Origin of the sequence: Streptomyces morookaense, from assembly GCF_013030945.1 — a bacterium.
Classification (GTDB): Bacteria; Actinomycetota; Actinomycetes; order Streptomycetales; family Streptomycetaceae; genus Streptomyces; species Streptomyces morookaensis.
On the sequence record NZ_JABBXF010000047.1, the window covers coordinates 64142 to 85972 of the forward strand.

General features: G+C 70.6%; 29 protein-coding genes. 16 read left to right on the forward strand and 13 right to left on the reverse strand.

Annotation, left to right across the window (positions count from 1 at the left end; genetic code table 11):
* Positions 1–10 precede the first annotated feature (10 nt).
* Positions 11–1486 (reverse strand): aldehyde dehydrogenase family protein, encoded by a 1476-nt coding sequence (locus HG542_RS21155; RefSeq protein WP_171083770.1) that lies wholly within the window; start codon positions 1484–1486, stop codon positions 11–13.
* Positions 1487–1573: 87 nt separating this feature from the next.
* Positions 1574–2437, reverse strand: a complete 864-nt coding sequence (locus HG542_RS21160; RefSeq protein ID WP_171083772.1) for a Sco1979 family transcriptional regulator — start codon at positions 2435–2437, stop codon at positions 1574–1576.
* A 337-nt stretch (positions 2438–2774) separates the two neighbouring features.
* On the opposite strand from HG542_RS21160, the gene HG542_RS21165 reads away from it, so the two are divergent.
* Positions 2775–3314, forward strand: a complete 540-nt coding sequence (locus HG542_RS21165; RefSeq protein ID WP_171083774.1) for an ATP-binding protein — start codon at positions 2775–2777, stop codon at positions 3312–3314.
* A gap of 107 nt (positions 3315–3421) precedes the next feature.
* Here HG542_RS21165 and HG542_RS21170 read toward each other — a convergent pair whose 3' ends face one another.
* From HG542_RS21170 to rpmG, 5 genes are all read right to left on the reverse strand, one after another.
* Entirely contained in the window at positions 3422–3661 is a 240-nt protein-coding gene (locus HG542_RS21170; RefSeq protein ID WP_171083776.1) for a DUF397 domain-containing protein, read from the reverse strand.
* A 130-nt stretch (positions 3662–3791) separates the two neighbouring features.
* Entirely contained in the window at positions 3792–4046 is a 255-nt protein-coding gene (gene rpsR, locus HG542_RS21175) for a 30S ribosomal protein S18 (protein ID WP_171083778.1), read from the reverse strand.
* 21 nt (positions 4047–4067) lie between these two features.
* The gene (locus HG542_RS21180) at positions 4068–5222 is read right to left on the reverse strand and encodes a CobW family GTP-binding protein (RefSeq protein ID WP_171083780.1); all 1155 of its coding nucleotides are present in this window, start codon (positions 5220–5222) and stop codon (positions 4068–4070) included.
* Positions 5222–5476: a type B 50S ribosomal protein L31 gene (locus tag HG542_RS21185; RefSeq protein ID WP_171083782.1), complete on the reverse strand. Its 255-nt coding sequence runs from the start codon at positions 5474–5476 to the stop codon at positions 5222–5224. Before HG542_RS21185 ends, HG542_RS21180 begins: the two co-directional genes overlap by 1 nt.
* A gap of 5 nt (positions 5477–5481) precedes the next feature.
* On the reverse strand, positions 5482–5646 hold the full coding sequence (rpmG, locus tag HG542_RS21190; RefSeq protein WP_171083784.1) for a 50S ribosomal protein L33: 165 nt from the start codon (positions 5644–5646) through the stop codon (positions 5482–5484).
* 50 nt (positions 5647–5696) lie between these two features.
* Between rpmG and rpmB the strand changes: the two genes are divergently transcribed.
* From rpmB to HG542_RS21210, 4 genes are all read left to right on the forward strand, one after another.
* Positions 5697–5933, forward strand: coding sequence for a 50S ribosomal protein L28 (gene rpmB, locus HG542_RS21195; RefSeq protein WP_171083787.1), 237 nt, complete (start codon positions 5697–5699; stop codon positions 5931–5933).
* Positions 5933–6238: a 30S ribosomal protein S14 gene (gene rpsN, locus HG542_RS21200; protein ID WP_171083789.1), complete on the forward strand. Its 306-nt coding sequence runs from the start codon at positions 5933–5935 to the stop codon at positions 6236–6238. Before rpmB ends, rpsN begins: the two co-directional genes overlap by 1 nt.
* Positions 6239–6419: 181 nt before the next feature.
* Positions 6420–7451: a rod shape-determining protein gene (locus HG542_RS21205; protein ID WP_171083792.1), complete on the forward strand. Its 1032-nt coding sequence runs from the start codon at positions 6420–6422 to the stop codon at positions 7449–7451.
* 95 nt (positions 7452–7546) lie between these two features.
* Positions 7547–8002 (forward strand): tellurite resistance TerB family protein, encoded by a 456-nt coding sequence (locus HG542_RS21210; protein WP_171083794.1) that lies wholly within the window; start codon positions 7547–7549, stop codon positions 8000–8002.
* Positions 8003–8048: 46 nt separating this feature from the next.
* Here the strand turns inward: HG542_RS21210 and HG542_RS21215 are convergent, their stop codons facing one another.
* Entirely contained in the window at positions 8049–9122 is a 1074-nt protein-coding gene (locus tag HG542_RS21215; protein WP_171083796.1) for a type III polyketide synthase, read from the reverse strand.
* Between the two features lie 630 nt (positions 9123–9752).
* Between HG542_RS21215 and HG542_RS21220 the strand changes: the two genes are divergently transcribed.
* From HG542_RS21220 to HG542_RS21225, 3 genes are read left to right on the forward strand one after another with little or no spacing between them, the layout of a single operon-like run.
* Positions 9753–10577 (forward strand): SDR family NAD(P)-dependent oxidoreductase, encoded by an 825-nt coding sequence (locus HG542_RS21220; protein WP_171083798.1) that lies wholly within the window; start codon positions 9753–9755, stop codon positions 10575–10577.
* 38 nt (positions 10578–10615) lie between these two features.
* Positions 10616–10693, forward strand: coding sequence for a 50S ribosomal protein bL37 (locus HG542_RS36290; protein ID WP_373313157.1), 78 nt, complete (start codon positions 10616–10618; stop codon positions 10691–10693).
* Between the two features lie 16 nt (positions 10694–10709).
* Positions 10710–11510, forward strand: a complete 801-nt coding sequence (locus tag HG542_RS21225; protein WP_171083800.1) for a GNAT family N-acetyltransferase — start codon at positions 10710–10712, stop codon at positions 11508–11510.
* Here HG542_RS21225 and HG542_RS21230 read toward each other — a convergent pair.
* Together HG542_RS21230 and HG542_RS21235 are read right to left on the reverse strand one after the other, a co-directional pair.
* Complete coding sequence (locus HG542_RS21230; protein ID WP_171083802.1) at positions 11476–12627, reverse strand: serine hydrolase domain-containing protein; 1152 nt, start codon at positions 12625–12627, stop codon at positions 11476–11478. The genes HG542_RS21225 and HG542_RS21230 overlap by 35 nt on opposite strands.
* A 206-nt stretch (positions 12628–12833) precedes the next feature.
* On the reverse strand, positions 12834–13124 hold the full coding sequence (locus HG542_RS21235) for a hypothetical protein (protein ID WP_171083804.1): 291 nt from the start codon (positions 13122–13124) through the stop codon (positions 12834–12836).
* A gap of 360 nt (positions 13125–13484) precedes the next feature.
* Here HG542_RS21235 and HG542_RS21240 point away from each other — a divergent pair, with 360 nt between their 5' ends.
* Positions 13485–13835 (forward strand): hypothetical protein, encoded by a 351-nt coding sequence (locus tag HG542_RS21240; RefSeq protein WP_171083806.1) that lies wholly within the window; start codon positions 13485–13487, stop codon positions 13833–13835.
* A gap of 127 nt (positions 13836–13962) precedes the next feature.
* Here the strand turns inward: HG542_RS21240 and HG542_RS21245 are convergent, their stop codons facing one another.
* Complete coding sequence (locus tag HG542_RS21245) at positions 13963–14250, reverse strand: hypothetical protein (protein WP_218039063.1); 288 nt, start codon at positions 14248–14250, stop codon at positions 13963–13965.
* Positions 14251–14286: 36 nt separating this feature from the next.
* Complete coding sequence (locus tag HG542_RS21250) at positions 14287–14703, reverse strand: ATP-binding protein (RefSeq protein WP_171083811.1); 417 nt, start codon at positions 14701–14703, stop codon at positions 14287–14289.
* 162 nt (positions 14704–14865) lie between these two features.
* Here HG542_RS21250 and HG542_RS21255 point away from each other — a divergent pair, with 162 nt between their 5' ends.
* From HG542_RS21255 to HG542_RS21275, 5 genes are all read left to right on the forward strand, one after another.
* Positions 14866–15666: a helix-turn-helix domain-containing protein gene (locus HG542_RS21255; RefSeq protein WP_171083813.1), complete on the forward strand. Its 801-nt coding sequence runs from the start codon at positions 14866–14868 to the stop codon at positions 15664–15666.
* Positions 15663–15845 carry a DUF397 domain-containing protein gene (locus HG542_RS21260; protein WP_171083815.1) on the forward strand — a complete coding sequence of 61 codons (183 nt, stop codon included), beginning with the start codon at positions 15663–15665 and terminating at the stop codon, positions 15843–15845. The genes HG542_RS21255 and HG542_RS21260 overlap by 4 nt, the downstream gene beginning before the upstream one ends.
* Positions 15846–16077: 232 nt before the next feature.
* Complete coding sequence (locus HG542_RS21265; protein WP_171083817.1) at positions 16078–16950, forward strand: hypothetical protein; 873 nt, start codon at positions 16078–16080, stop codon at positions 16948–16950.
* Positions 16951–17017: 67 nt separating this feature from the next.
* A complete protein-coding gene (locus HG542_RS21270; RefSeq protein ID WP_171083820.1) occupies positions 17018–18241 on the forward strand; it encodes an FAD-dependent monooxygenase in 1224 nt (407 codons plus the stop codon).
* 126 nt (positions 18242–18367) lie between these two features.
* A complete protein-coding gene (locus HG542_RS21275) occupies positions 18368–19141 on the forward strand; it encodes an SDR family NAD(P)-dependent oxidoreductase (protein ID WP_171083822.1) in 774 nt (257 codons plus the stop codon).
* On the opposite strand, the gene HG542_RS21280 is transcribed toward HG542_RS21275, so the two are convergent.
* Positions 19131–20105: a ScbA/BarX family gamma-butyrolactone biosynthesis protein gene (locus HG542_RS21280; RefSeq protein WP_171083824.1), complete on the reverse strand. Its 975-nt coding sequence runs from the start codon at positions 20103–20105 to the stop codon at positions 19131–19133. The two genes, HG542_RS21275 and HG542_RS21280, sit on opposite strands and share 11 nt — an antisense overlap.
* Positions 20106–20219: 114 nt before the next feature.
* Between HG542_RS21280 and HG542_RS21285 the strand changes: the two genes are divergently transcribed.
* Positions 20220–20879 carry a ScbR family autoregulator-binding transcription factor gene (locus tag HG542_RS21285; RefSeq protein ID WP_171083826.1) on the forward strand — a complete coding sequence of 220 codons (660 nt, stop codon included), beginning with the start codon at positions 20220–20222 and terminating at the stop codon, positions 20877–20879.
* 63 nt (positions 20880–20942) lie between these two features.
* A complete protein-coding gene (locus HG542_RS21290; RefSeq protein ID WP_171083829.1) occupies positions 20943–21743 on the forward strand; it encodes a COG4705 family protein in 801 nt (266 codons plus the stop codon).
* Positions 21744–21831 lie beyond the last annotated feature (88 nt).

Genomic DNA, 21831 nt, shown 5'->3' on the forward strand with positions numbered 1-21831 from the left:
GAACGGAATCTCAGAACGGGAATCTGCTCCGCCCGTGCTGGATCGAGATCCACTTGGTCGTCGTGAACGCGTCCACCATCGCGTCCCCGTTCAGCCGCCCCACCCCGGAGTGCTTCTCGCCGCCGAACGGCACGATCGCCTCGTCGTGCACCGTCGCATCGTTGACATGCACCATGCCCGTCTCGATGCGCTTGGCCACCCGCACGCCCCGCTCGATGTCCCCGGTGTGGACGGCGCCGCTCAGGCCGTACGGGGTCGCGTTGGCGAGGCGGACGGCCTCGTCCTCGCCGTCGAAGGGGATGATCAGGGCGACGGGGCCGAAGATCTCCTGGCCCAGGATGGGCGCGTCCTCCGCCAGGCCCGTCAGGACGGACGGTCCGACGAGCGTGCCGTCCGTCGTGCCCCGCAGGAGTGCGGTCGCCCCGCCCGCCACCGTCTGCTCGACGAGCGTCGTGATCGCCTCGGCCTGGCCCGAGTTGATGAGGGGGCCGATGTGCGTGGCGGGGTCGCCCGGGTCGCCGACCTTCAGGGTGCGCACCTTCGCGACGAACTTCTCGGTGAACTCGCGTTCCACGGCCCGGTCCACCAGCACCCGGTTCGCGGCCATGCAGACCTGTCCCTGGTGGACGAACCGGCTGAACACCGCGGCGTCCACCGCGTAGTCGACGTCCGCGTCGTCGAGGACGATCAGCGCGCTGTTGCCGCCGAGTTCGAGGATCACCTTCTTGAAGTGCGAGGCACCCACGGTCGCGACGTGCCGGCCGACCTTGTCGGAGCCGGTGAAGGAGAGCACCTTGGGGACGGGGTGCTCGATGAGCGCGTCGCCGATCTCCGCGATGTCGGTGATCACGACGTTGAGCACACCGGCCGGGAGCCCGGCGTCGGCGAAGAGCTTGGCGACCAGACCGCCGCCGCATATGGGCGTGTTCTGGTGGGGCTTGAGGACGACCGCGTTGCCGAGGGCGAGGGCCGGGGCCACCGACTTGATCGACAGCAGGAACGGGAAGTTGAACGGACTGATCACGCCGACAACGCCGACGGGCACCCGGTAGAGACGGTTCTCCTTGGTGTCGTCGGGGGACGGCAGGATGCGGCCCTCGGCGCGCAGCGCGAGCTGGATCGCCTCGCGCAGGAACTCGCGTACCAGGTGCAGCTCGAACGCCGCCTTGACGGCGGTGCCGCCGCACTCCGCGGTGATGGCCGCGGTCAGCTCCTCCTCGGTGTCGTCGACGATGCGCAGGGCGCGTTCGAAGACGAGCCGGCGGCGGTACGGGTTGACCGCGGCCCAGCCGGGCTGGGCGCGCTCGGCGGCCCGGTAGGCCTGGTCGATCTCGGCCACGGTGGCCACGGTGATGGAGGCGAGCTTCTCCCCGTCGTACGGGTTGAAGTCGACGATGTCCCAGGAGCCGCTGCCGGCCCGCCACTCGCCGTCGATGTACTGGAATGCCAGCTCACTGAAACAGGAGCCGTGGGAGGAGTACGACATGCGCCATCCCTGTCTGCGAAAAGCGGGGCGCCCGTGACGCCCTTATCGAATGGGGACCTCCTGATGTGACGTCATCGTACTGATGTATCAGAGGAGTTGAAGGAGTCGGGCTATCAGTTCGCGCGATGCGGCGGGCGGCAGGCTCTCGGCGTGCAGCTGTTCCATCACGCGCTCGTACTGGGCCACATCCTCCCCCTTGTCGAGGTAGAGCGCACTGGTGAGCTGTTCCAGGTACACCACGTCCGACAGATCGGACTCGGGGAAGCGCAGCATGGCGAACGAACCGCTCTCCCCGGAGTGGCCGCCGTGCGCGAACGGCATCACCTGCAGCGTCACGTTGGGCTGTTCGGAGATGTCGATGAGGTGCTGGAGCTGGCCGCGCATGACCTCGGGCCCGCCGTACGGGCGGTGCAGCGCGGCCTCGTCGAGCACGGCGTGGAAGCGCGGGGCGCGCTCCGAGAAGAGCAGTTTCTGGCGCTCCATGCGGAGCGAGACCCGGCGTTCTATCTCGGCCTCGTCGGCCTTCGGGTTGCCCCGGACCACCACGGCATGCGCATACCCTTCGGTCTGCAACAGGCCATGGACGAACTGGACTTCGTAGACCGATATGTGCGAGGCGGCTCCTTCGAGTCCTACATATGTCTGGAACCAGCCGGGCAGGACGTCGCCGTAACTGTGCCACCAGCCCGCCACGTTGGCCTCCCGGGCCAGTCCGAGGAGCGCCTCGCGCTCGGCCCCGTCGGTGACGCCGTACAGCGTGAGCAGGTCCTCCACGTCGCGCGCCTTGAAGCTCACCCGGCCCAGCTCCATGCGGCTGATCTTCGACTCGGACGCCCGGATCGAGTACCCGGCTGCTTCGCGCGTGATGCCGCGCGACTCCCGCAGCCTCCTGAGCTGGGAGCCCAGCAGTATGCGTCGCACCACGGAACCGCTCGACTCGTTCGTGGCCATCTCTGCGACCCTTCCTCTTCCGGTCCTGTGTCAGGGCTGTGTGGTGGTGTCGTCGCTTCCGCACCCTCCTGAGGGCGACCCCCGCTGCCCTCGGCGCCGAAGTCTGCCACCTCCGGGCTCCGTTGCGTGCAGGTGTGGTTACCCAGATGAGCCATAGGCGGAGTCCCTACGTCAGGAGGCGCAGGGAGAATTGCTCCCCAACCACCCTCTGCGCCCCCAAATCCCTCTCGTGCACGTGCATCTGCCCTTGCATCCGCCCTGCGCATTGGGAACCATGGAGCTCGCACACGTGCACGTCACGTCAACGTCACGTCCTCGATTGCCAGGAGTGCCTCGGATGGGTACCGAAGGATCGACTGTGCTCTCGCCGTTATGGAGAGGGCTGCCCACGATCGACTCATCCGTCGTCTCCGACTCGGCGTCCTGTTCCCTGCCGCATCGCTTCGAAGCGGTGCGCAGCGCAAGGAAGTTCACCGGAGCCACGCTCGACCGGTGGGGCCTCGCCGCACTGGTCGACGATGTGGCGCTGGTCGTCTCCGAGCTGGTGACCAACTCCCTGCGCTACGGCGCCGTCCCGGGCGACCGTGCGGGCGACGGGTACGAGGCTCCGGTACGTCTTCATCTGATGCGCTGGACGACGCGACTGGTGTGTGCCGTACGCGATCCGAGCGAGGCGGGCCCGGTCGCGGGCCGCGCCGCAGCGGGGGACGAGTGCGGCCGCGGGCTGTTTCTGGTGGAGCAGTTCAGCGACAGCTGGGGATGGCACCCGCTGGCGGGGACGCTGCGGGGCAAGGTGGTGTGGGCGCTGTTCGGACTGCCGCACGAGGCCGGACTCGACGGGGGCGACGGGGGGCTCCGCGACGGGTTCCCGGCCTAGCCGGCGGCTGCACGGCGCACTGACCGCACACGGCGGAACGACGGAAAGCCGTACGACTGGAGGGGAGCCGTACGACCTGCCGACGGGACGACGGCCCGGCACGGGGCCTAGTCCCTTATCAGGTAGTCGAATTCGCCGTCCTTGATCCCCAGCAGCATGGCCTCGATCTCGGCGGGGGTGTAGACGAGAGCGGGGCCCTCCGGGTGGCGGGAGTTGCGCACGGCAACCCCGCCACCCGGCAGTTTCGCGAACTCCACGCAGGAGCCCTGGGAGTTGGAGTGCCGGCTCTTCTTCCAGACGACACCGTCGATGTCCGATGCAGCCATGCCGTTGTACGCGTGGGGCACTGGGCTCTCCCGGATGATTGCAGGGGGCATCCCAGGACGGGGATTCAGGGATGACAACTGCTCCGGATCATAGCTGCGTTCATGTGCTCATGCATGAGCCGATGCACGTGCACGTTGAGTGCGCCTGTCGCTACTTCGCGGCCGAGGAATAGGGCAGGAGAGCCATCTCGCGGGCATTCTTGATCGCCCTGGCGAGCTGCCGCTGCTGCTGCACGGTGACATGGGTCACCCGCCGGCTGCGGATCTTCCCGCGATCGGAAATGAACTTCCGGAGCAGATCGGTGTCCTTGTAGTCGACGTACGTGATTCCGGCGGCGTCGAGGGGATTGCGGCGCGGCTTGCGGAGCTTGGAGACCTTGCGGTTGTCGCGGTGGCCGGCGGGCATGGGAACGGCGGTCCTTCCGGATCAGTGAACGGGGTCGAGGAGTTCGTCGAATGCGGGCGAAAGACTGCGCCACGCGACCGGGCCCGCGGCATATTCGGCGTCGGTGAGCAGGCACGATTCCAGCAGCGAGCGCAGTCCGTCCGTATCGAGCCCGGGCGAGGTGAAGGTCAGGTACTGCGCCCGGTCGCCGTGCTCGGGGTGCCAGTCCAGCGCCGCGGCCACCCGGCGGGCCGGGGGCACCAGCTCCCAGGCGGCGTCCGGCAGTGCGGCCAGCCAGGGCCCGGCGTTCTCCACACAGAGGGCGCCGCCGGCCGCGTCCCAGGACAGCAGGGTGTCGCTCCGGTCGGCGAGCCAGAACCGCCCCCGGCTGCGGGCCGCGGCGCAGGTCAGGTCCTCCAGCGCCGCATGGAGCCGCCCGGGGTGGAAGGGGCGGCGGCCCTGCCAGACGAGCGTGCCGACCCCGTCCGCGTCGGCCTCCTGGGGCAGCAGTGCGCAGGCGGGGTGCTGCCGCAGGGCCGCGGCCTCGACGTCGAAGCCGGCCACCGCGGCCGCGGCGAGGTCGACGGAGCCGACGGGGATACGGCGGGCGCCGGGGGTGAGCTGGGCGAGGATCGCGTGGTCGGAGGCGTCGGCGGCGGCCTCCGTCTCCACGACGGCCAGGACCGTCGGATACTCCAACTGCCGTGCGAATGTGTCCGCCACGGTCCGCTGGTCGGTCGCCGCGGCGGCCAGGCCCGCCTCGGCCAGGTCGTCCCCGTTGCCCAGGCACGGCAGCACCAGGGCCGGGTCCACGGCCGTGAACACCCCGGTCAGCCGCACGTCCGGGCCGCCGTGGGCGGCCACGACCTCGGCCATGGCCTTGGGTTCGACGGAGTCCCAGAGCTCGACGACGGCGAGCCGGCGCGCCCCGGCCTCGGCGATCCGCTCCAGCTCGGGCACCAGGTCCTCGCGCAGCGCGCAGCAGGCGCAGTCGTTCACCAGTGGCGCATCGCCCTCGTCGAGCATTCCGGAGCGGTCGCGGACGGTCCGGCGGACGGTCCCGGCGGGGGCCGTCGCGAGGTCGTGGTGCAGGGCGACGGACCCGGGCACGGTGTGCAGCAGCCGCTCGACGACGGCGCGACGGGCGTCGCCGTGCAGTCCGGCGACCAGCACCACGGGCAGTTGTGCGGCGGTCATCAGCGAGCTCCGCGCTTGCCGTAACGGCGCTCGAAGCGCTCCACGCGCCCGGCGGTATCCACGACGCGCGCGGTGCCCGTGTAGAAGGGGTGGCTCGCCGAGGAGATCTCCACGTCGATCACGGGGTAGGTGTTGCCGTCCTCCCACGCGATCGTCTTGTCGCTGGTGGCGGTCGACCGGGTGAGGAAGGCGAAGTCGGCGGCGCGGTCGCGGAAGACGACGGGGCCGTAGGCGGGATGGATTCCGGGCTTCATGACGGTCAGCGCTCCTCTCGGAAGATGACGTGCCGGCCGACGACCGGGTCGTACTTGCGCAGGGAGATTCGGTCGGGATCGTTACGGCGGTTCTTGCGGGTCACGTAGGTGTAGCCGGTCCCGGCGGTGGACCGGAGCTTGATGACCGGGCGTAGTTCGTTGCGGGCCATGGGCGCTACTATACAGAAATGGTTTCCATTTTCATCTGGAGGGTCTGACGATGTCCGCCCACTGTCAACTCACGGGCCGCAAGCCGGGGTTCGGGAACTCGGTGTCCCACTCCCACAAGCGCACCAGCCGTCGCTTCGACCCCAACGTGCAGCGCAAGCGGTACTGGCTGCCGAGCGAGGGGCGGTACGTCCGGCTGACGCTCAGCACGAAGGGGATCAAGACGGTCGACTCGATCGGTGTCGAGGCCGCGGTGGCGCGCATCCGCGCGCGAGGGGTGAAGGTCTGATGGCGAAGAAGAGCAAGATCGCGAAGAACGAGCGGCGCCGGCTGACGGTGGCGCGGTACGCGGCGCGGCGAGCCGTGCTCAAGGCCGTCATCCGGGACCCGCGGGCGCCGGAGGAGGAGCGCACGGCGGCCCGGGAGGAGCTGTCGCGGCAGCCGCGGGACGCGAGTCCCACCCGCGTCCGGAACCGGGATGCGGTGGACGGCCGCCCGCGCGGCCACCTGCGCGCCTTCGGCCTCTCCCGCATCAACGTGCGGGCCGCCGCACATGCGGGGTTCCTGCCGGGAGTGCGGAAGGCCAGCTGGTAGGACCTGTCCTGCGGCGCCCCTACGGGGCGCACCCCCGTTGTCAGACCCCCCTGCAAGACTCTTCGGAGCGGCAGCCGGGGTGGGCGACGGGGGTGTTCACCCCGGCACCGCTGCACGCGCAGTGCCCCGCACGGCGCAGCCCAACGGGCAAGTGCGGGCCCCTCCGCACAGGATGGAGGCCATGACCCTGAGCCTCGATCAGCTGAGCCGCTGCACCGTCGCCGTCGACCTGGGCGCCGCCAGGACCCGGGTCTATCTCAAGAACACCGGCCTCGTCGTCGACGAACCCAGCCTCGCCGCCGTCAACACCCGCACCGGTTCGCTGATCGCGGTCGGCTCCCTCGCCGAGGGCATGGCCGGCCGGACGCCCGGTCACATCCGGGTCGTACGGCCCATCTCCGGCGGCACGGTCGTCGACATCGACATGGCGCAGCGGATGCTGCGCTTCCTGGTCGACGACAGGATCCGGCGCGCCTGGCGGCGCAAGCCGATGCTGCGCGCCGCGGTCTGTCTGCCGCACGACGCCGAGCCCATCGCGCAGCGGGCCGCCGTGGAGACGCTCAGCGCCCTCGGGGCGCGCCGGGTCGAGCTGGTGGACGCCCTCATCGCCGCCGCGGTGGGCAGCGGGCTGCCGGTCGAGCGGCCCGAGGCCACCATGATCGTGGTGTGCGGCGCGGCGTCCACCCAGGTCGCGGTGCTGTCCCTGGGGTCGATCGTGGCGGCCGAGAAGGTGCAGGTGGGTGGGGACGCCATCGACTACGCCGTCGTCCAGCACCTGCGCAGCGAGCACGAGCTGATGCTGCCCTCGCAGGGTCTGCACCCGCTGCACCTGGCCCTGTACGCCGACCCGGCGGTCGTCGGTACGGAGACGGAGGTGCGCGGCCGGGACGTGGCCACGGGGCTGTCCCGTACGGTCCTGGTGAACACCGCGCACGTGCGCGAGGCCATCAACACCCCGTTCACCGCCATCCTGGACGCCATAGGGCGGGTGCTGCGCGAGTGCCCGCCCGACCTGGTGGCCGACCTGGCCGACCGCGGTGTGATGCTCGCCGGCGGCAGCGCGATGCTGCCGGGCCTGGACACGATGATCGAGCGGGCGACGGGGATGATGGTGCAGGTCGCCGAGCATCCCGACATCTGCGCGGTCGAGGGGCTGGGCGCGATGATCGAGGGCAGGCTGCAGCCGCTCGGCCTGGAGCGGCTGGCGAACTGAGGCCGCCCCAGCGGCATCTGCGCGCCCCCTTGGGAACTTCTTTACCTTCCGGGCCCGTTCTCCATGTGCACCCCGAGAAACGAGGAGAAACGCACATGGCGCTCTGGGACCGACTCAAGGACTCGGCCACGACGATGCAGGGCCAGCTCATAGCGAAGAAGAACGAGCTGCAGAGCGGCGGGTTCCGGGACGCGAGCATGGCGATGTGTGCTCTGGTGGCGGCGGCCGACGGGTCGATCGACGCCGCCGAGCGGCAGCGCGTCGCCTCGCTGATCGCCACGAACGACGTCCTGCGGAACTTCCCCGTCGACGACCTTCAGGCGCGGTTCCACGACTACTGCCAGAAGCTGACGGCCGACTTCGACTTCGGCAAGGTCAGCGTGCTGCAGACCATCGGCAAGGTGCACAAGAAGCCGACCGAGGCGCGGGCCGTGATCCAGATCGGCATCGTCATCGGCGGCGCCGACGGCGACTTCGACAAGTCGGAACAGGCCGTCGTCCGCGAGGCGTGCTTCGCCCTGGGCATCAACCCGGGTGAGTTCGACCTCTGACGGCCGCGCCGGGTCGCTCACCCCGTCCGGGAGCGGCCCGGCCCCCTCACGCCCTGACCGGCACGGACTCGCGGGCCCCCACCCACGTGCCCAGGGCGATCTCCGCGGTGATGCCCGGGCCGAAGCCCGCGATGACGCCCCGCGCCTCGTGCCCGGCACCGCCGTCCTCGAAGAGCCGGTCGAGCGCGTCGAAGATGACCGCACTGGCGATGTTGCCGCGCTCCGTCAGCGTGGCCCGGCTGTAGCGGAACATCTCCGGGGTCAGCCCCAGGTAGTGGCACAGGTCGTCGAGAATCCGCGGACCGCCCGCGTGCACGATGTAGAAGTCGAGGGCGGAGACGTCCCAGTCGTGCGGCTTGGCCATGTCGCGCATCGCGGGCGCCAGCATCGACATCGTGCCCGGCACCCGCTTGTCCAGGATGAAGTGGAAGCCCGTGTCCCGGACCCCGTAGGAGATCCAGGCCTCCGTATCGGGCACCAGATGCGAGCCGTTGCGCTCCAGGAGCACCCCCCGGCCGCCCTCGCCGCGCACCACGGCTGCCGCCATGCCGTCGCCGAAGAGGCCGTTGGAGAGCAGGTTGCCGACGCCCAGATCCGTCGGCTGGTAGAGCAGCGAACAGAACTCGCAGGCCACGATCAGCACATTGGACCGCGGATAGGCCTTGCAGAAGTCGTGCGCACGGTTGATCGCGGCACCACCGGCCGCGCATCCGAGCTGGGCGATGGGGAGTTGCCGGGTCTCGTTCCGGAACCCCAGGGTGTTGATCAGCCATGCCGTCATCGACGGCATCATGAAGCCGGTGCACGAGACGTACACGATCATGTCGATGTCGCGGACGGTCACCTCGGCCATGTCGAGCGCGCGCTGCACGACGTCGGGCACCCGCGCCTTGGCCTCCGCCTCGTAGCGCGCGTTGCGCGTGGTGAAGCCGGGGTGTTTGAGGGTGTCCTCGATCGGCTGCACCAAGTGGCGCGTCTGGACGCCCGTGTTGCCGATGAGCCGCAGCGCCAGGTCGAGCTGCGGATGGTCGGCGTGCAGCGTGCGGGCGAGCTCCAGGGTTTCTTCCCGAGTGATGACATGTTCGGGTACCGCGATGGCCGGTCTGCACAGTGTCGCCATGGCGGCCTCCCGTTTTCCCGTTGGCAGAGCACGGCCGCCCCTCTGGCGCGGCAGCCTATCTCCACGTCTCCCGCAACAAAAAGCACGCCACACCTCCAGTCCGACAGTTCACCCGAATAGTGGACCATTCGGAGCAATCCGAACGAACATTCGTCGAACATGACGCGAGAGATTCACCCGGTCGGTGGCGGCGTGCGCCCGGAGCGCGTCACCGGAGCGCGTCAGAAGGGCGTCAGGAGTGCCCGCGCCCTCTTGAGCCCGGGCCGTCGGCCTCCTTGGATGGATGGTGTGAACAGCCCGCTGCGCGAGAAGGACCGGCCGCCTCATACGGCGACGCCGCGTCCCGCGCGCTGTTCGCGTCCGGTGGGGATACCGGCACCGCGCGGCTGAGCCCGCGCCGTCCCGCCTGCTGCGCCTCCGCGCACCTGCTGCCCTGCCGCGCTGTCGTCCTGCAGCCCTGTCGTCCTGCCGCAGCCGCTCCCTGAGCGCGGCCGGCCGCATCGCCCGGCACCACCGGAACCCGCCCGCCGGCGCGCGCTGTCGCGCCCGGCACGGCCCCTCGTTCGCCCGGCATCCCGTTCCCCGCCGCCCGGCGGGGCGCTGCCGCCTACCCGAATCCCGGAGTGGATCATGTCTACCGCCGTCTCGCCCTCCTCCCGGACCGTGCTGGTCACCGGTGCCACCTCAGGCATCGGCTGGGAAACCGCCCGGCTGCTCGCCCGGCGGGGCGACACCGTCGTCCTGCACGCACCGGACCGGGCCTCCGGCGACGACGCCGTCGACCGGCTCGTGGCCGCGGGCGCGGACCGGCTCCGGCTGCGGCTCGTCGTCGCCGACTTCTCGCGGCTCGACGAGGTCCGCGCGATGGCCGCCCGCGTCGCCGACGAACACCCCGTCCTGGACGTGCTCGTCAACAACGCCGCCGTCGCGGCGCCCGAGCGCCGCACGATGACGGCCGACGGCAACGAACTGGCCCTGCAGGTCAACTTCCTGGCCGCCTACCTGCTCACCAAGGAGCTCTCCGGCGCACTGTCCGCCCGCCCCGGCGGCCGCGTCGTCAACGTGTCGTCCTCCATGCACCGCACCGCCTCCATCGCCTGGAACGACCCGCACCGCGCCCGCCGTTACTCCCGGCTCGCCGCCTACGCCCAGTCCCAGCTCGCCCTCACGGTCTTCGCCCGCGCCGCGGCCCCCGCCGGGGCGGGCTGGACCTCCGTCAGCGTGCACCCGGGCGTCTGCGACACCGCGCTCATGCCCCTCTACGCGCACGAAGGCGACTCGGCCACCGAGGGCGCGGAGCGCGTGGTGCGTCTGTGCGACCCGGCGACCGACATCGTCCCGGGCGGCTACTACGACCGTACGGCGCTCTCCCCTGCCGCACCGGTCGCCATGGAGGACCGCACGGTCCGCCGCCTGTGCAAGCTCGCCGACCAGTTGGTCGGCAACGCCGCCTGAAACCTGGTCACTTGTCACTGGAAAGAGGGAACCCGTTCATGTCCAAGCGCGCCCGCAAGAAGAAGGCCCGTCGCAAGAAGGCCGCCAACCACGGCAAGAAGGCCGGCGCCCGCTAGGGCCCGCACCGTCCACATGACCGCGCAGACGCGTCATGCCGTGTCCGTCCCGGCCGGCGGCCCCTGGGAGTCCTGGTTCCCGTCGGGGCACCCGGGGCTGGGCTCCCTCGCGGAGCACGTCCGGTCGACCGGGACGGGCCACTGGTGGGCAGACGACCCGCGGGCACCGCGGGCCGGAGCGGTCGGCTGCGCGGGACACGTCCTGCTGGGCGGCGACCCGCGTGCCGTACGGCCGGAGGACCTGGCGCCGCTGGCCCGCAGCTGGTTCGCCGCGCCGGACCGGTTCCTGCCCCTGCTCGGGGCCGCCTTCGACCGGATCGTCCCGTGGGAGCGCATGGTGTGGGTACGGGACGGGGACGGCGGGCGCACGCCCGCACCTCCGCCCGGCACCCGGATCCGCCGCCTCACCGCCGCCGACGCGGACGCCGTCCGCTCCCTCGGCCCGGACTCGACCTGGATCACGGAGAGTTGGGGCGGCCCGCACGCCCTGGCCGCCTCCGGGCACTGCCACGGCGCCTTCCTCGACGGCGGGTTGCTGTCCCTGGCCTGCACGTACTTCCTCGGCAGCCGGTACGAGGACATCGCGGTCGTCACCGTGCCGGAGGCCCGCGGCCGGGGCCTGGCGCGGGCGTGCGTCCACGCGCTCTGCGCCGACGTCACCGCGCGCGGCCGCACCGCGAGCTGGACCTGTTCCCGCGACAACCACCCCAGCCGCGCCCTCGCCGCCGCTACGGGCTTCCGCCTCGTCCGCCAGTACGTGCACTACGCGGCCGGGCGGGCGGCTACTTGTGGCACAGGGCGGTCGACAGCACCTTGATGGCGGCCTGGTCCTGCTTCTCCGTCTTGCTGATGTTCTGGTTGAGCGCGAGCGTGACCTGCCGCTTGCCGTCGGCCGTCGTGAAGCTGAACGTGTTGTATCCCCCGACACTGCCCGTGTGGCCCCACACGGGCGCCTGCCCGTTCCCGGCGCAGTAGTCGGCGTTGCCCTCCAGGCCGAGGCCGTAGGAGCGGCCGGGCCGGTCGGCGCCGTCCGGGCGCATCGTGTACATCTCGTGCTGCAGAGCGGGCGGCAGCAACTTCCCCTTGCCGAGCGCCCTGTAGAACGTGTTGAGGTCGTGGGTCGTCGAAATGAGCGTCCCTGCGCCCCAGTAGACGGACAGGCTGAAGTCCGTCGTGTCGGTCGGCGCCGCGGACGGCCCGTTGAACCACTCGTAGCCGTTCAGATGCGCACCGGGCATCTTCGGCGTGGTCGGGAACGACGTACCGGTCAGGTGCAGCGGTCGCACGATGCGCCGGTCGATCTCCTGGCCGAGTGAGCGACCGGTCGTCTTCTCGATCAGCAGGCCCAGGACGACGTAGTTGGTGTTGGAGTACGACCAGGAGGTGCCCGGCGCGAACTTGGGCCCGGCCTCGGCCGCCATGGCGACCAGTTCCTGCGGGGTGTAGGTGGCGGTCTGCAGCTTCCGCACCGTGTCCGCGTCCAGCTTCTGGAGCAGGACGTCGGTGAGGTAGTCGGCCAGTCCGCTGGTGTGCGCGAGCAACTGCCGTACGGTGATGTGCTCGCCGTTGGGCACGAGGCCGGGCAGGCGGCTCTCGACGGTGTCGTCCAGGCCGAGCCGATGCTCGGCGACGAGCTGCAGCACGACGGTGGCGACGAAGGACTTGGTGACGCTTCCCGCACGGAACTTGTCCCCAGCCTGTGCATGACGCCCGCTGCCGATGTCGGCGATCCCGCTGCTGCCCCGCCAGGTCCCGTGCTCGTCCCGCACCTCGGCTATGGCTCCGGGCACGCCCGCGGCGACCACCGCGTCCAGGGACTGCTGCAGCGCGGCACGGTCCCGGTCCGGGGTCGCGGCGCCGGCCGGGGCCGCCGCTGGGACGACGGCCGCTGCGGCGAGCAGTGCGGAGACGAGGGCACTGGACGTGCGGAGCATGGGGGTTTCTCCCGTTCGGTTGACGTGTTCATCAACCTAGGCGGGGGCGCTCCGCTGCGGATCATGATCAAGGAGGATGCGGATGGGGGCGTCCCCTAGAGGTGCCCCTGACAAGCGCGGCCGCCGGAAGGGCGGATCGACCGGAGGGCGTCGCCGGCGGGGTGCGCTGTGAGCAGTGGTGTGCTCACAGCGCACCACTGCTCGGGTCAGCGACGGGCGGCGGAGCAGGCGCTGTCGGCCTTCATCCCGCTCATCTGGGCGAGCTGGGTGAGCAGCACCTTGCAGCCGGCGTCACTGACCGTGGGGACGCCGGCCGAGCCGACCTTGCAGGAGACTTCCTGGAGGACGCCGCCACGGCTGGGGTTGCCGCCCGCGAGCTGGTTGGCGCAGTCGGGCCCGCTGGCGTGGGCGGCCGGTGCGGCGATGACGGCTCCACCTGCGGCCAGGGCCAGGGTGCCCAGTGCGGCAGCGAGACGGGTACGGATGCTTCCGGTCATGGGGAATGTCCTCACTAGAGGTGGGGGCAAGGCCGAAGCGGGTAACCGGATGATCTGAGTCCGATTGCTTCGGGCTGTTAACCACACAAGAAGACAGGTGGTCACGCCTCGTCGGAGTGGTGCCCGGGGGACGGCCGTTGCCGGTTTGTCCAGCGGAAGGCGGTGAGTTGTACCTGTTCCGGTGGTTTGGCGTGTGGGTCACCGCCCGGCGCATGGTGCCCACTGTCGCCAGGACTCCGCGAGGTTCACTCCCGGGGATGGAGTACTTCCACGAACGGCGTCATCGGTGTATTTCCGGACAGGATGCCGGGACCATGGGGACGACCCAGCCCACCCGCGTCCCCGTCGAAGGGAACCCCCATGCGCCTGCGCCGCGCGCTGCTCACCCTGGCGAGTGCTCTCACCCTGGCCCTGTCGGTCTCCACCTCCGCGTACGCGGAGGCCACAGGTAATTTCTCCTACTTCGCGGACGACAACGGAGTCGCGGTGCAGCACAAGCTGGACGACCCGCCCTTGAACGAATGTGTAGACGTCGCCGACGACGAGACGGTTTACGTGTACAAGGTGCAGAACACCACCGACGCCTATGCCGACGTGTACGAGAATTTGACGTGCGGGGGTACCAAGACCACCCTCGCCCCCCTGAGCGACGAGCAGCCGGAAACGTTGCACATCCGGTCCGTGCGCTTCAGGCCCACGTCGACCTCGTGAGCAGTGCGCCGGAACACGGCCCGGGCCCCTGCGGGTTCAGCACGGTGTCGGCCTCCGGGACCCGGGTCGTGGTCCTGGAGGCCGACGCTGCCGTGTTGGCGCTTCCAGGGGAACGACACCGCGCCCCTTACGAGTCGCCGGCGTTGAGCGACTTCACCAGATCGACAGCCTCCTTGAGCCCGAGCCCATGCCGCGCCTGCCGGAGCGCCCGCACGGCCTTGACCTCTTGAGCGACGGGGTCGACCCCGGCGACCGCGAGCGTCTTGCGGGCCCAGTCCTGGGTGGCCGCCTGGTCGGCGGAGGCGAACTCCTCGACGATGGCGAGGGCGCGCTCCAGGCCGGGGCGTTCGGCCTCGTCGGCCTCGCCGAGAGCCGTGCGGAGGGCGTCCTTGACCGGGGTCAGGTCAGGGAGCAAAGGGCGGTTCGAAGGCCAGAAGTTGAGCATGGCCCATTATGGCCGGTGCGTTTCCAGTTCGAACCAGACCGTCTTGCCGATCCCGTGCGGCCTGGGCCGCACGTCCCAGGCCGTGGCGAGCGCGGCCACCAGGGCGAGACCGCGGCCGGACTCGTCGTCCGGCGAGGCGTTGCGCTCGCGCGGCACCCCGTCGCCCGCGTCCGACACCTCGACGCGGAGCGTCTTGCCGACGACGACGCACCGGGCACTGATCTCCCGGCCGGGGGCGGCGCGTGCGTGCCGGCACGCGTTCGTCATCAGCTCGCTGAGGAGGAGGACCGCCGTCTCGGCGGAATACTCAGGCAGTTGCCATTCACGAGCCTGCTCGCGCAGCAGCATGCGGGACCGGCCCACGCTGCGCGGGTGCCGCGGCAGGCACCATCCGGCGAACCGGTCGGGGAGGGGGTTTGCCATGAGTGCGTGTCCCTTGCTGCTCAGCGCCGTCACTCGGGAGCGGGGCAAATGCGCCCGCTGAGGGGTCACAGCATGGGCTTCGCGGGAACATGCCGGGCAGGGGCGAGGCGGGTACGGTGCCGGGTTGTACCCGCGATGCCCCGGGGAGGGTAGGGGTGCGGCATGGCGTCGCCGATGGCCTGGCAGTACTGCGGCAACCAGATCAAGCTCTGGCGCACGCGGGCGGGTGTGAGCCGGGAAGAGCTCGCCAAGGAGGCGGGCTACGAGTACGAGACGATCAAGTCGATGGAGCAGGGGCGTCGCAAACCGACGTTGCGCGTTCTGCAAGTAGCGGACCAAACGTGCGGCGCACATGGCCTGTTGCTGGCCGCGCAGGCCTACTTGCAGCCGGAACCGCAATTGCCGCAAGTCCCCGAGTACATGGCTGTCGAGGCCGAGGCCATCGCGATTTCGTCCTACAACACGCTCCTCGTTCCCGGCCTGCTGCAGACCGAGGACTACGCACGGGCGCTGCTGGCCACTCACTGGCCGCCCGTGGACGACGAGACGCTCGAAGAGCGTGTTGCAGCGCGCATGCGACGGCAGGAGAAGCTGACGCGCAAGCCGTCCGCCCTGTTCAGCTACGTGATCTACGAAGCCGCCCTGCGTACCGGCATCGGCGGCCCGTCGGTCATGAAGTGCCAGCTGCACCACTTGATCGACGTGGGGGCGCTGCGCAATATTTCGGTCCAAGTGCTGCCGGTCAGTCGCTGCGCGTCCGCCCATCTCAACGGACCCTTGGTGCTGTTGGAGAGCAGGCAACGGAAGCACTACGGCTACGTGGAGGGCCAGAGCACCTTCGTGCTCCACTCGGACGCGGCGACGGTCGGAGATCTGGCCCAACGCTACGGAATGATCCGTATGCAGGCGCTCAGCGCCGAGGAATCAGCCGACTTACTCAGGAAGGCAGCGGAAGAGCAATGAGCGACCAGCCGGCATGGTTCAAGTCCAGCTACAGCGACAACACCGGCGCCGACTGCGTCGAAGTCGCCGTCCTCCCTCGCAGAATCCACGTCCGGGACTCGAAGCTCGGGAACCGGCTGCAGTTTACCGTCCCGCCCACCGCGTGGGCGGACTTCATAGGGCACATAGCCGCACCGTAACGGCCCGAGACCCGGGGGCCGAGATCCGAGCGCTGTATGCAAGGAATGGGTGGTGGTGATAACCCACCCACCCTCCCAACTCCCGCGCAAACACGTCCGGATGACATTTCCCGAGCGAGCCGCCGCGGCGCGCGGCGCCCGTGTAGCGTGCGGAGCAACAAGCAACCCCCGCCGGTGCAGCAACACCGAACGGGGGTCTACCACCCAGATCACTGCTCAGAAGTGGATCTCAATGGCTACCACCGAGCTTACCCCTGCCGTGCCCGCGTACGCGCCCCCGATGGCCCGACCGGGGTACGGCAAAAAGTCCGCACCGGACCAAGCCCCGCGCCGCGCGGGCGACTTCGCTCACCTGCCCGAACGCGAGGCCTCGGTCGCCGCGCACATCGACCGGCTCCCGGACGGCGCCGCGGTCGACATCAAAACGCTGGCCAGGGAGCTGGCCGCGTACGGCCAGCAGGCGGTGGCCAAGGCCCTGGAGAACCTCTCGAAGGCGGGCCATCTGCGCCGCTTCAGGGAACAGATCGGCACGCAGTGGGTGACCCGTACGCACTTCTCCCGCACCGCGCGGGACGACGCGTGGTGGAACCACTACCTGAAGCACGACACGGCGCCGCCGCCCGCCAGGACGGCAAGCCGGACCGAGGCGTACGAAGCGCTGGCGGCCGTCGGCCGCACAGCGCCCCGCATGACGCTCTCCGCTGCGGAGTGCGCCCAACTGGAGCCGCTGGCAACGGAGTGGCTGGCGCGAGGGGCCACGAGGGAGCAGTTGATTGCCGCCCTCACGGGCGGCCTCCCCGAGCAGGTGCATTCGCCGGGCGCACTGGCCCGCAGGCGCTTGACGGACAAGCTCCCGCCGGAACAGCCGGTCCGCCCGTCCACCCGCATCATGGAGTGCACCGCATGCGGGGTTCCGGGCTACCCGGAGGCGCTGCCGGGCGGCCTGTGCCGCCAATGCCGGGGCGAGGAACGGCGGTTGGAGACGCCCGACAAGGCGGACGCAGTCCGCGCCCAAGCAGCCCGCGTGCGAGCCGGGATCCGCACCCGCCCTAGTGCACTCCCCCACCCCGCGCCCCACCCCGCACCCTCCGCCCTAGTGCGCTAGTGCAGCGCGCCACATAATTCGCGCTCATCATTGTCGTGTTGAGCGCGTACGCCGTACATTCACCGGCATGGAGACCACCGACGTCCTCATCTCCGGCGCCGGCATCGCCGGCACCGCACTCGCGCACTGGCTGCACCGGGCCGGCTTCCGCCCCACCATCGTCGAGCGCGCCCCCGCGCCCCGCCCCGGCGGCCAGGCAGTCGACCTGCGCGGTGCCGGGCGCACCGTCGTCGAGCGCATGGGGCTCATGCCCCAGGCCCGAGCCGTTGCCGTCGCACAGCGCGGGCTCGCCCTCGTCGACGGCCGCGGGCGGATCACCGCCCGCATGCCCGTGGACGCCTTCGGCGGCGAGGGGATCGTCTCCGAGATCGAGATCCTGCGCGGCGACCTGGCGCGCGTGCTCCACGACGCAACGGCACCGGACACCGAATACCTCTTCGACGACACCGTCACCGCGCTCGACGAAGACGCCGACGGCGTCACCGTCACCTTCGAGAAGGCGGCCCCGCGCCGCTTCGCCCTGGTCGTGGGGGCCGACGGGCTGCACTCCGCCGTCCGCGGCCTGGCGTTCGGGCCGGAGGAGCAGTGTGTGCGGCAACTCGACTGCTACATCTCCTGGTTCACGGTCGACGACGACATCGACCTCGACGGCTGGTACGTCATGCACAACGCCCCCGGCGGGCTCGTCGCGTCCGCCCGGCCGGGGCGGCTGCCGGGCGAGGTCAAGGCCGGGCTCGCCTTCCGGTCGGCGGAGCCGCTCCGCTACGACCGGCGCGACGCCACCGCCCAACGGGAGCTGGTCGCACGGCGCTTCGCGCACGTGGCCGGCTGGCAGGTGCCGCGCCTGATCTCCGCGATGCGGACCGCGCCGGACTTCGCCTTCGACTCCCTGGGCCAGGTGCACCTCGACCGCTGGTCCCGCGGCCGCGTGGTGCTGCTGGGCGACGCGGGATACTGCCCGACCCCGCTCACCGGGCTCGGGACGAGCCTCGCGCTGGTCGGCGGATATCTGCTGGCCGGCGAACTGGCCGCGGCCCGCGGCGATCACCGCGCCGCCTTCGCCGCGTACGAGCGGCTCATGCGGCCGTACGTCACCGCGTCACAGCAATTGCCGCCCGGCGGCACCTCCGGATATGCCCCGCGCAGTGCGCTCGCCATCCGCATGCGGGCCGCCTCCATGCGGTGGATGACCCGGTGGCCGCTGCGGAATGCGATGGCCGCGCAGTTCGCCAAGGCCGGCGATATTGCACTGCCCGAGTACCGCGATCTCTGCACCGCCCACCCCGGCTGAGAATCCATACCGTCCAAACGGTATGTTTTATTGCGATGGAGGGCCGCTCCCCTTGGCCGTCCGGGATTCCCGGACGGCCAAGGGTGCTTTCCCGTGCCCGGCCGCTTCCTGGCAAACTCGCACAGCATGACCGCGAATCTGCTGCTCCCCGGAAAAGTCACCTTCATCACCGGCGCCGGCTCCGGCATAGGCGCCGCCGCAGCCCGCGTCTTCGCGCGGGAAGGTGCGACCGTCGTGCTGACCGGGCGCCGTGAGGAACGGCTGGCCGCCGTCGCCGGGGAATTGCGGGAGTCCGGCGCCGAGGCCTCGTACATCGTCGCCGACGTCTCCCGACCCGAAGCAGCGCGCAGCGCCGTAGCGTTCGTGGTCGAGAAGTACGGCCGGCTGGACGCCGCATTCAACAACGCGGGAATCGGCGGCGACCGCACCCCGCTGCACCTCATGTCGGACGACGTCTACGACGCGATCATGGACACCAATGTCCGGGGCGTGTGGAACTGTCTGCGCCACGAGATAGCGGCCATGCTGGAAAACGGCGACGGCGGCGGCGCCATCGTCAACAACAGCAGCGTCGGCGGGCTCGTCGCCATCCCGGCCGCCGCTCCCTACGTCGCCTCCAAGCACGCCGTGGTCGGCCTGACCCGGGCCGCCGCCGACGAATACGCCCGGCAGGGCATCCGGGTCAACGCCGTGGCGCCCGGCACGACGCGCAGTGAGATCACGGTGGACTGGTTCGCCCGCAACCCGGGACTGGAGGACGCGGTCCACTCCATGACGCCGCAGGCCCGCACGGCCGCCCCGGAGGAGATCGCCGAGGCGGTGGCGTGGCTGCTGAGCGACCGGTCGCCGTTCCTGACGGGCGCGGTGGTGCCGGTGGACGGCGGCTTCGTCAACCAGTGAGGACGATCCGGAAGGCCGGCTGCCCGTACTGACTGCCGGCGACCTCGACGACGCCGCTCCCCGACGTCCGGACGTCCAACAGGCAGGGCGCGTCGAACTCGACGTACCGGCGGAAGGAGGTCATGACGGCCGTGGGCGCGGACCACCGCGGGCCGCCTGCCGCCCGCGCGGCCTGGTGGGCGGCGGTGAGCAGGGCGAGGCCGGGAACATGGTCGACGGGGTGGTCGAACATCTCGGTGTTCGCCGGGTCGTTGCGCAGCAGCCAGCGGTCCGGGCGGCCGGCGGGGGACAGCGCGACCTCCGCGGCCGAGGAACAGCCCACGCGCTCGGGCGCCACCGGGTCCGGCACGTCCCAGGCGCCCCAGGGCGCCGTCAGGTACCCGCCGCGCAGCCGCCGGTAGACCTGCGGGGAGACCCACTGGACCCGCGAGTCGGCCCGGCACACCACCCGGCCCCCGTGCCGGACCGTGAATTCCATGATCTCGGCGCCGATGACCCGTCCGCCGCGCCGGATCATCTGCGAGCAATTCAGCTCCACGGTGACGGGCGTGCGCCCGCCCCGCCGTCCCGGCTCCGGATCCGGCTCCATCAGCGTGCAGTTCAGGTTCTTCAGGAGCGACTGGTATTCCAGCGGCACCCCGAACGCGGCATGGGAAACGGCGAGCCCGCACTGCCGGACGAGCCCGGCAGCCGTCGCGGCCGCGGGCCGGCCGCCATCCGGAGCCTCCGGTTCGCCCGGCCATTCGGCGCCCACCAGGAATACCTCGGGCGCCGGACGCGTCCAGCCCGTGACGAGAACGCCGCTCTGATCCTTGAGATGGACCAGCTCCTTGGGAACCAGTCGCGGCGCCTCCTCGGGAGCAGGAGATTTCCGCAGGCCGGCGGCCATGTCCTGCAACTCCCCGGACTCCGATTTCGGGGTTTCCGGGGCCAGCGTGCAGGATTGGTACACCGTTGCGGACATGATCCCCCCTGGGGCGCCTACTCGAACGTTCGAGTGGGGTAGGACGTTGCGACAAGATACCTATCAATCGGTACTTATCGCCAGGGGGGGACGGAGCAGAAGGAGGGGATTGCCGTGGCGCAGCAGGAGCGCGCGATCCGGACCCGGCAGGCGATTCTGGAGGCTGCCGGAAAAGTCTTCGACGAGGCCGGGTACGAGGCCGCCACGATTGCCCAGATCCTCGCCTGCGCCAAGGTGACCCGGGGTGCCCTGTATTTCCACTTCAGCTCCAAGGAAGATCTCGCCCGGGGCGTTCTCGACGAAGCGGTGACAACCGAGGGCGTTTCTCCCCAGCCGTTCAAATTGCAGGAATTGATCGACACCTCGCTGCTGCTCGCCCACCGGGTCCAGCGCGAGCCGCTGCTGCGCGCCTCGATCCGGCTGTCCGTCGACCAGCGGGCCCGGGCCATGTTCGGCACCCGGTGGCCCGACTGGATCACGGTGACCGCCGCGCTGCTCCAGGAGGCCAAGGACAAGGGCGAGACCCTTCCGCACGTCGTCCCGGAGGAGGTCGCCCGCCTCATGGTCGGCTCCTGGACGGGCGTTCAGCTGACCGCCGAGGCCATGCCCGAGCCGCCGGACCTCACGGACGAGATCTCCCTGCTCTACCGGCTGATGATGCCCAACATCGCGGTGCCGGGCGTGCTGGCCCGGCTGGACATGGCGCCGGACCGTCCGCTGCGGCTCATGTCCTCCGCGGCAGGGGCGGCAGAGGATCACATGAGAGAAGCCTGAGAAAGCCCCTCCCCCTCTGTCTACAGTTCTGTAGACAATCGCAGCGAAGAGGGCGGAGAGACCATGCCGACAGCGGGCATTGGCACGGTGGCCGAGCGGACGCACCGGCGTCCGGCGGAGACGGGTCTGAGCAAAGTACCCGAAGTGACGGCCCTGTTCTGGGTGGTGAAGGTCCTCACCACCGGCATGGGCGAGACCGCCTCCGACTATCTGGGCCGCACGCTCGGCCCGATACCCGCCGGATGCCTCGGACTCGCCGGATTCGGCGCCCTGTTGGCGCTGCAGTTCCGCTCGGCGCGGTACCGGGCGTGGGTCTACTGGCCCACCGTCGTCATGGTCAGCGTCTTCGGCACGATGGCCGCCGACGTCGTCCACGTCGTGGCCGGCATCCCGTACACCGTCTCGACGGTGGCGTTCTGCCTGGCACTGGCCGCCGTGCTGGGCGGCTGGTACGCGTCCGAGAAGACCCTGGCCGTCCACAGCATCCGCACCCGCCGGCGCGAGACGTTCTACTGGGCGACGGTCCTCGCCACGTTCGCCCTCGGCACGGCGATCGGCGACCTCACGGCGGGCACCCTGCACCTCGGCTACCTGGCGTCCGGCATCCTCTTCGCCGTGGCCATCGCCGTGCCGGCGCTGTCCGGGCGCTTCGCATGGATGAACCCGGTGGCCGCGTTCTGGGCGGCGTACATCCTCACGCGCCCGCTGGGCGCATCGTTCGCGGACTGGATGGGCGTACCGTCCGCCCGCGGCGGCCTGGGCTGGGGCACGGGCCCGGTGACGCTGTCGCTGCTGGTGCCGATCCTGTGCCTGATCGGCTACTTGGCGGTGAGCCGGAGGGACACCCCGAGCGGGCAGCGGTAGCAGAACACCGCTACCGGCTCCCCGAACACGGTTCACGACTCCCGAAGCCCCCTGTGTCCGGCAGGCGTTTTCGACGATCGTTTGGTTG

Bases quoted from the DNA above. Each gene is read 5' to 3' on its own strand.
- HG542_RS21155 (WP_171083770.1), bottom strand. From the start codon at position 1,486: ATGTCGTACTCCTCCCACGGCTCCTGTTTCAGTGAGCTGGCATTCCAG.
- HG542_RS21160 (WP_171083772.1), bottom strand. From the start codon at position 2,437: ATGGCCACGAACGAGTCGAGCGGTTCCGTGGTGCGACGCATACTGCTG.
- HG542_RS21165 (WP_171083774.1), top strand. From the start codon at position 2,775: ATGGGTACCGAAGGATCGACTGTGCTCTCGCCGTTATGGAGAGGGCTG.
- rpsR (WP_171083778.1), bottom strand. From the start codon at position 4,046: ATGCCCGCCGGCCACCGCGACAACCGCAAGGTCTCCAAGCTCCGCAAG.
- HG542_RS21180 (WP_171083780.1), bottom strand. From the start codon at position 5,222: ATGACCGCCGCACAACTGCCCGTGGTGCTGGTCGCCGGACTGCACGGC.
- HG542_RS21185 (WP_171083782.1), bottom strand. From the start codon at position 5,476: ATGAAGCCCGGAATCCATCCCGCCTACGGCCCCGTCGTCTTCCGCGAC.
- rpmG (WP_171083784.1), bottom strand. From the start codon at position 5,646: ATGGCCCGCAACGAACTACGCCCGGTCATCAAGCTCCGGTCCACCGCC.
- rpmB (WP_171083787.1), top strand. From the start codon at position 5,697: ATGTCCGCCCACTGTCAACTCACGGGCCGCAAGCCGGGGTTCGGGAAC.
- rpsN (WP_171083789.1), top strand. From the start codon at position 5,933: ATGGCGAAGAAGAGCAAGATCGCGAAGAACGAGCGGCGCCGGCTGACG.
- HG542_RS21205 (WP_171083792.1), top strand. From the start codon at position 6,420: ATGACCCTGAGCCTCGATCAGCTGAGCCGCTGCACCGTCGCCGTCGAC.
- HG542_RS21210 (WP_171083794.1), top strand. From the start codon at position 7,547: ATGGCGCTCTGGGACCGACTCAAGGACTCGGCCACGACGATGCAGGGC.
- HG542_RS21215 (WP_171083796.1), bottom strand. From the start codon at position 9,122: ATGGCGACACTGTGCAGACCGGCCATCGCGGTACCCGAACATGTCATC.
- HG542_RS21220 (WP_171083798.1), top strand. From the start codon at position 9,753: ATGTCTACCGCCGTCTCGCCCTCCTCCCGGACCGTGCTGGTCACCGGT.
- HG542_RS36290 (WP_373313157.1), top strand. From the start codon at position 10,616: ATGTCCAAGCGCGCCCGCAAGAAGAAGGCCCGTCGCAAGAAGGCCGCC.
- HG542_RS21225 (WP_171083800.1), top strand. From the start codon at position 10,710: ATGACCGCGCAGACGCGTCATGCCGTGTCCGTCCCGGCCGGCGGCCCC.
- HG542_RS21230 (WP_171083802.1), bottom strand. From the start codon at position 12,627: ATGCTCCGCACGTCCAGTGCCCTCGTCTCCGCACTGCTCGCCGCAGCG.
- HG542_RS21235 (WP_171083804.1), bottom strand. From the start codon at position 13,124: ATGACCGGAAGCATCCGTACCCGTCTCGCTGCCGCACTGGGCACCCTG.
- HG542_RS21240 (WP_171083806.1), top strand. From the start codon at position 13,485: ATGCGCCTGCGCCGCGCGCTGCTCACCCTGGCGAGTGCTCTCACCCTG.
- HG542_RS21250 (WP_171083811.1), bottom strand. From the start codon at position 14,703: ATGGCAAACCCCCTCCCCGACCGGTTCGCCGGATGGTGCCTGCCGCGG.
- HG542_RS21255 (WP_171083813.1), top strand. From the start codon at position 14,866: ATGGCGTCGCCGATGGCCTGGCAGTACTGCGGCAACCAGATCAAGCTC.
- HG542_RS21260 (WP_171083815.1), top strand. From the start codon at position 15,663: ATGAGCGACCAGCCGGCATGGTTCAAGTCCAGCTACAGCGACAACACC.
- HG542_RS21265 (WP_171083817.1), top strand. From the start codon at position 16,078: ATGGCTACCACCGAGCTTACCCCTGCCGTGCCCGCGTACGCGCCCCCG.
- HG542_RS21270 (WP_171083820.1), top strand. From the start codon at position 17,018: ATGGAGACCACCGACGTCCTCATCTCCGGCGCCGGCATCGCCGGCACC.
- HG542_RS21275 (WP_171083822.1), top strand. From the start codon at position 18,368: ATGACCGCGAATCTGCTGCTCCCCGGAAAAGTCACCTTCATCACCGGC.
- HG542_RS21280 (WP_171083824.1), bottom strand. From the start codon at position 20,105: ATGTCCGCAACGGTGTACCAATCCTGCACGCTGGCCCCGGAAACCCCG.
- HG542_RS21290 (WP_171083829.1), top strand. From the start codon at position 20,943: ATGCCGACAGCGGGCATTGGCACGGTGGCCGAGCGGACGCACCGGCGT.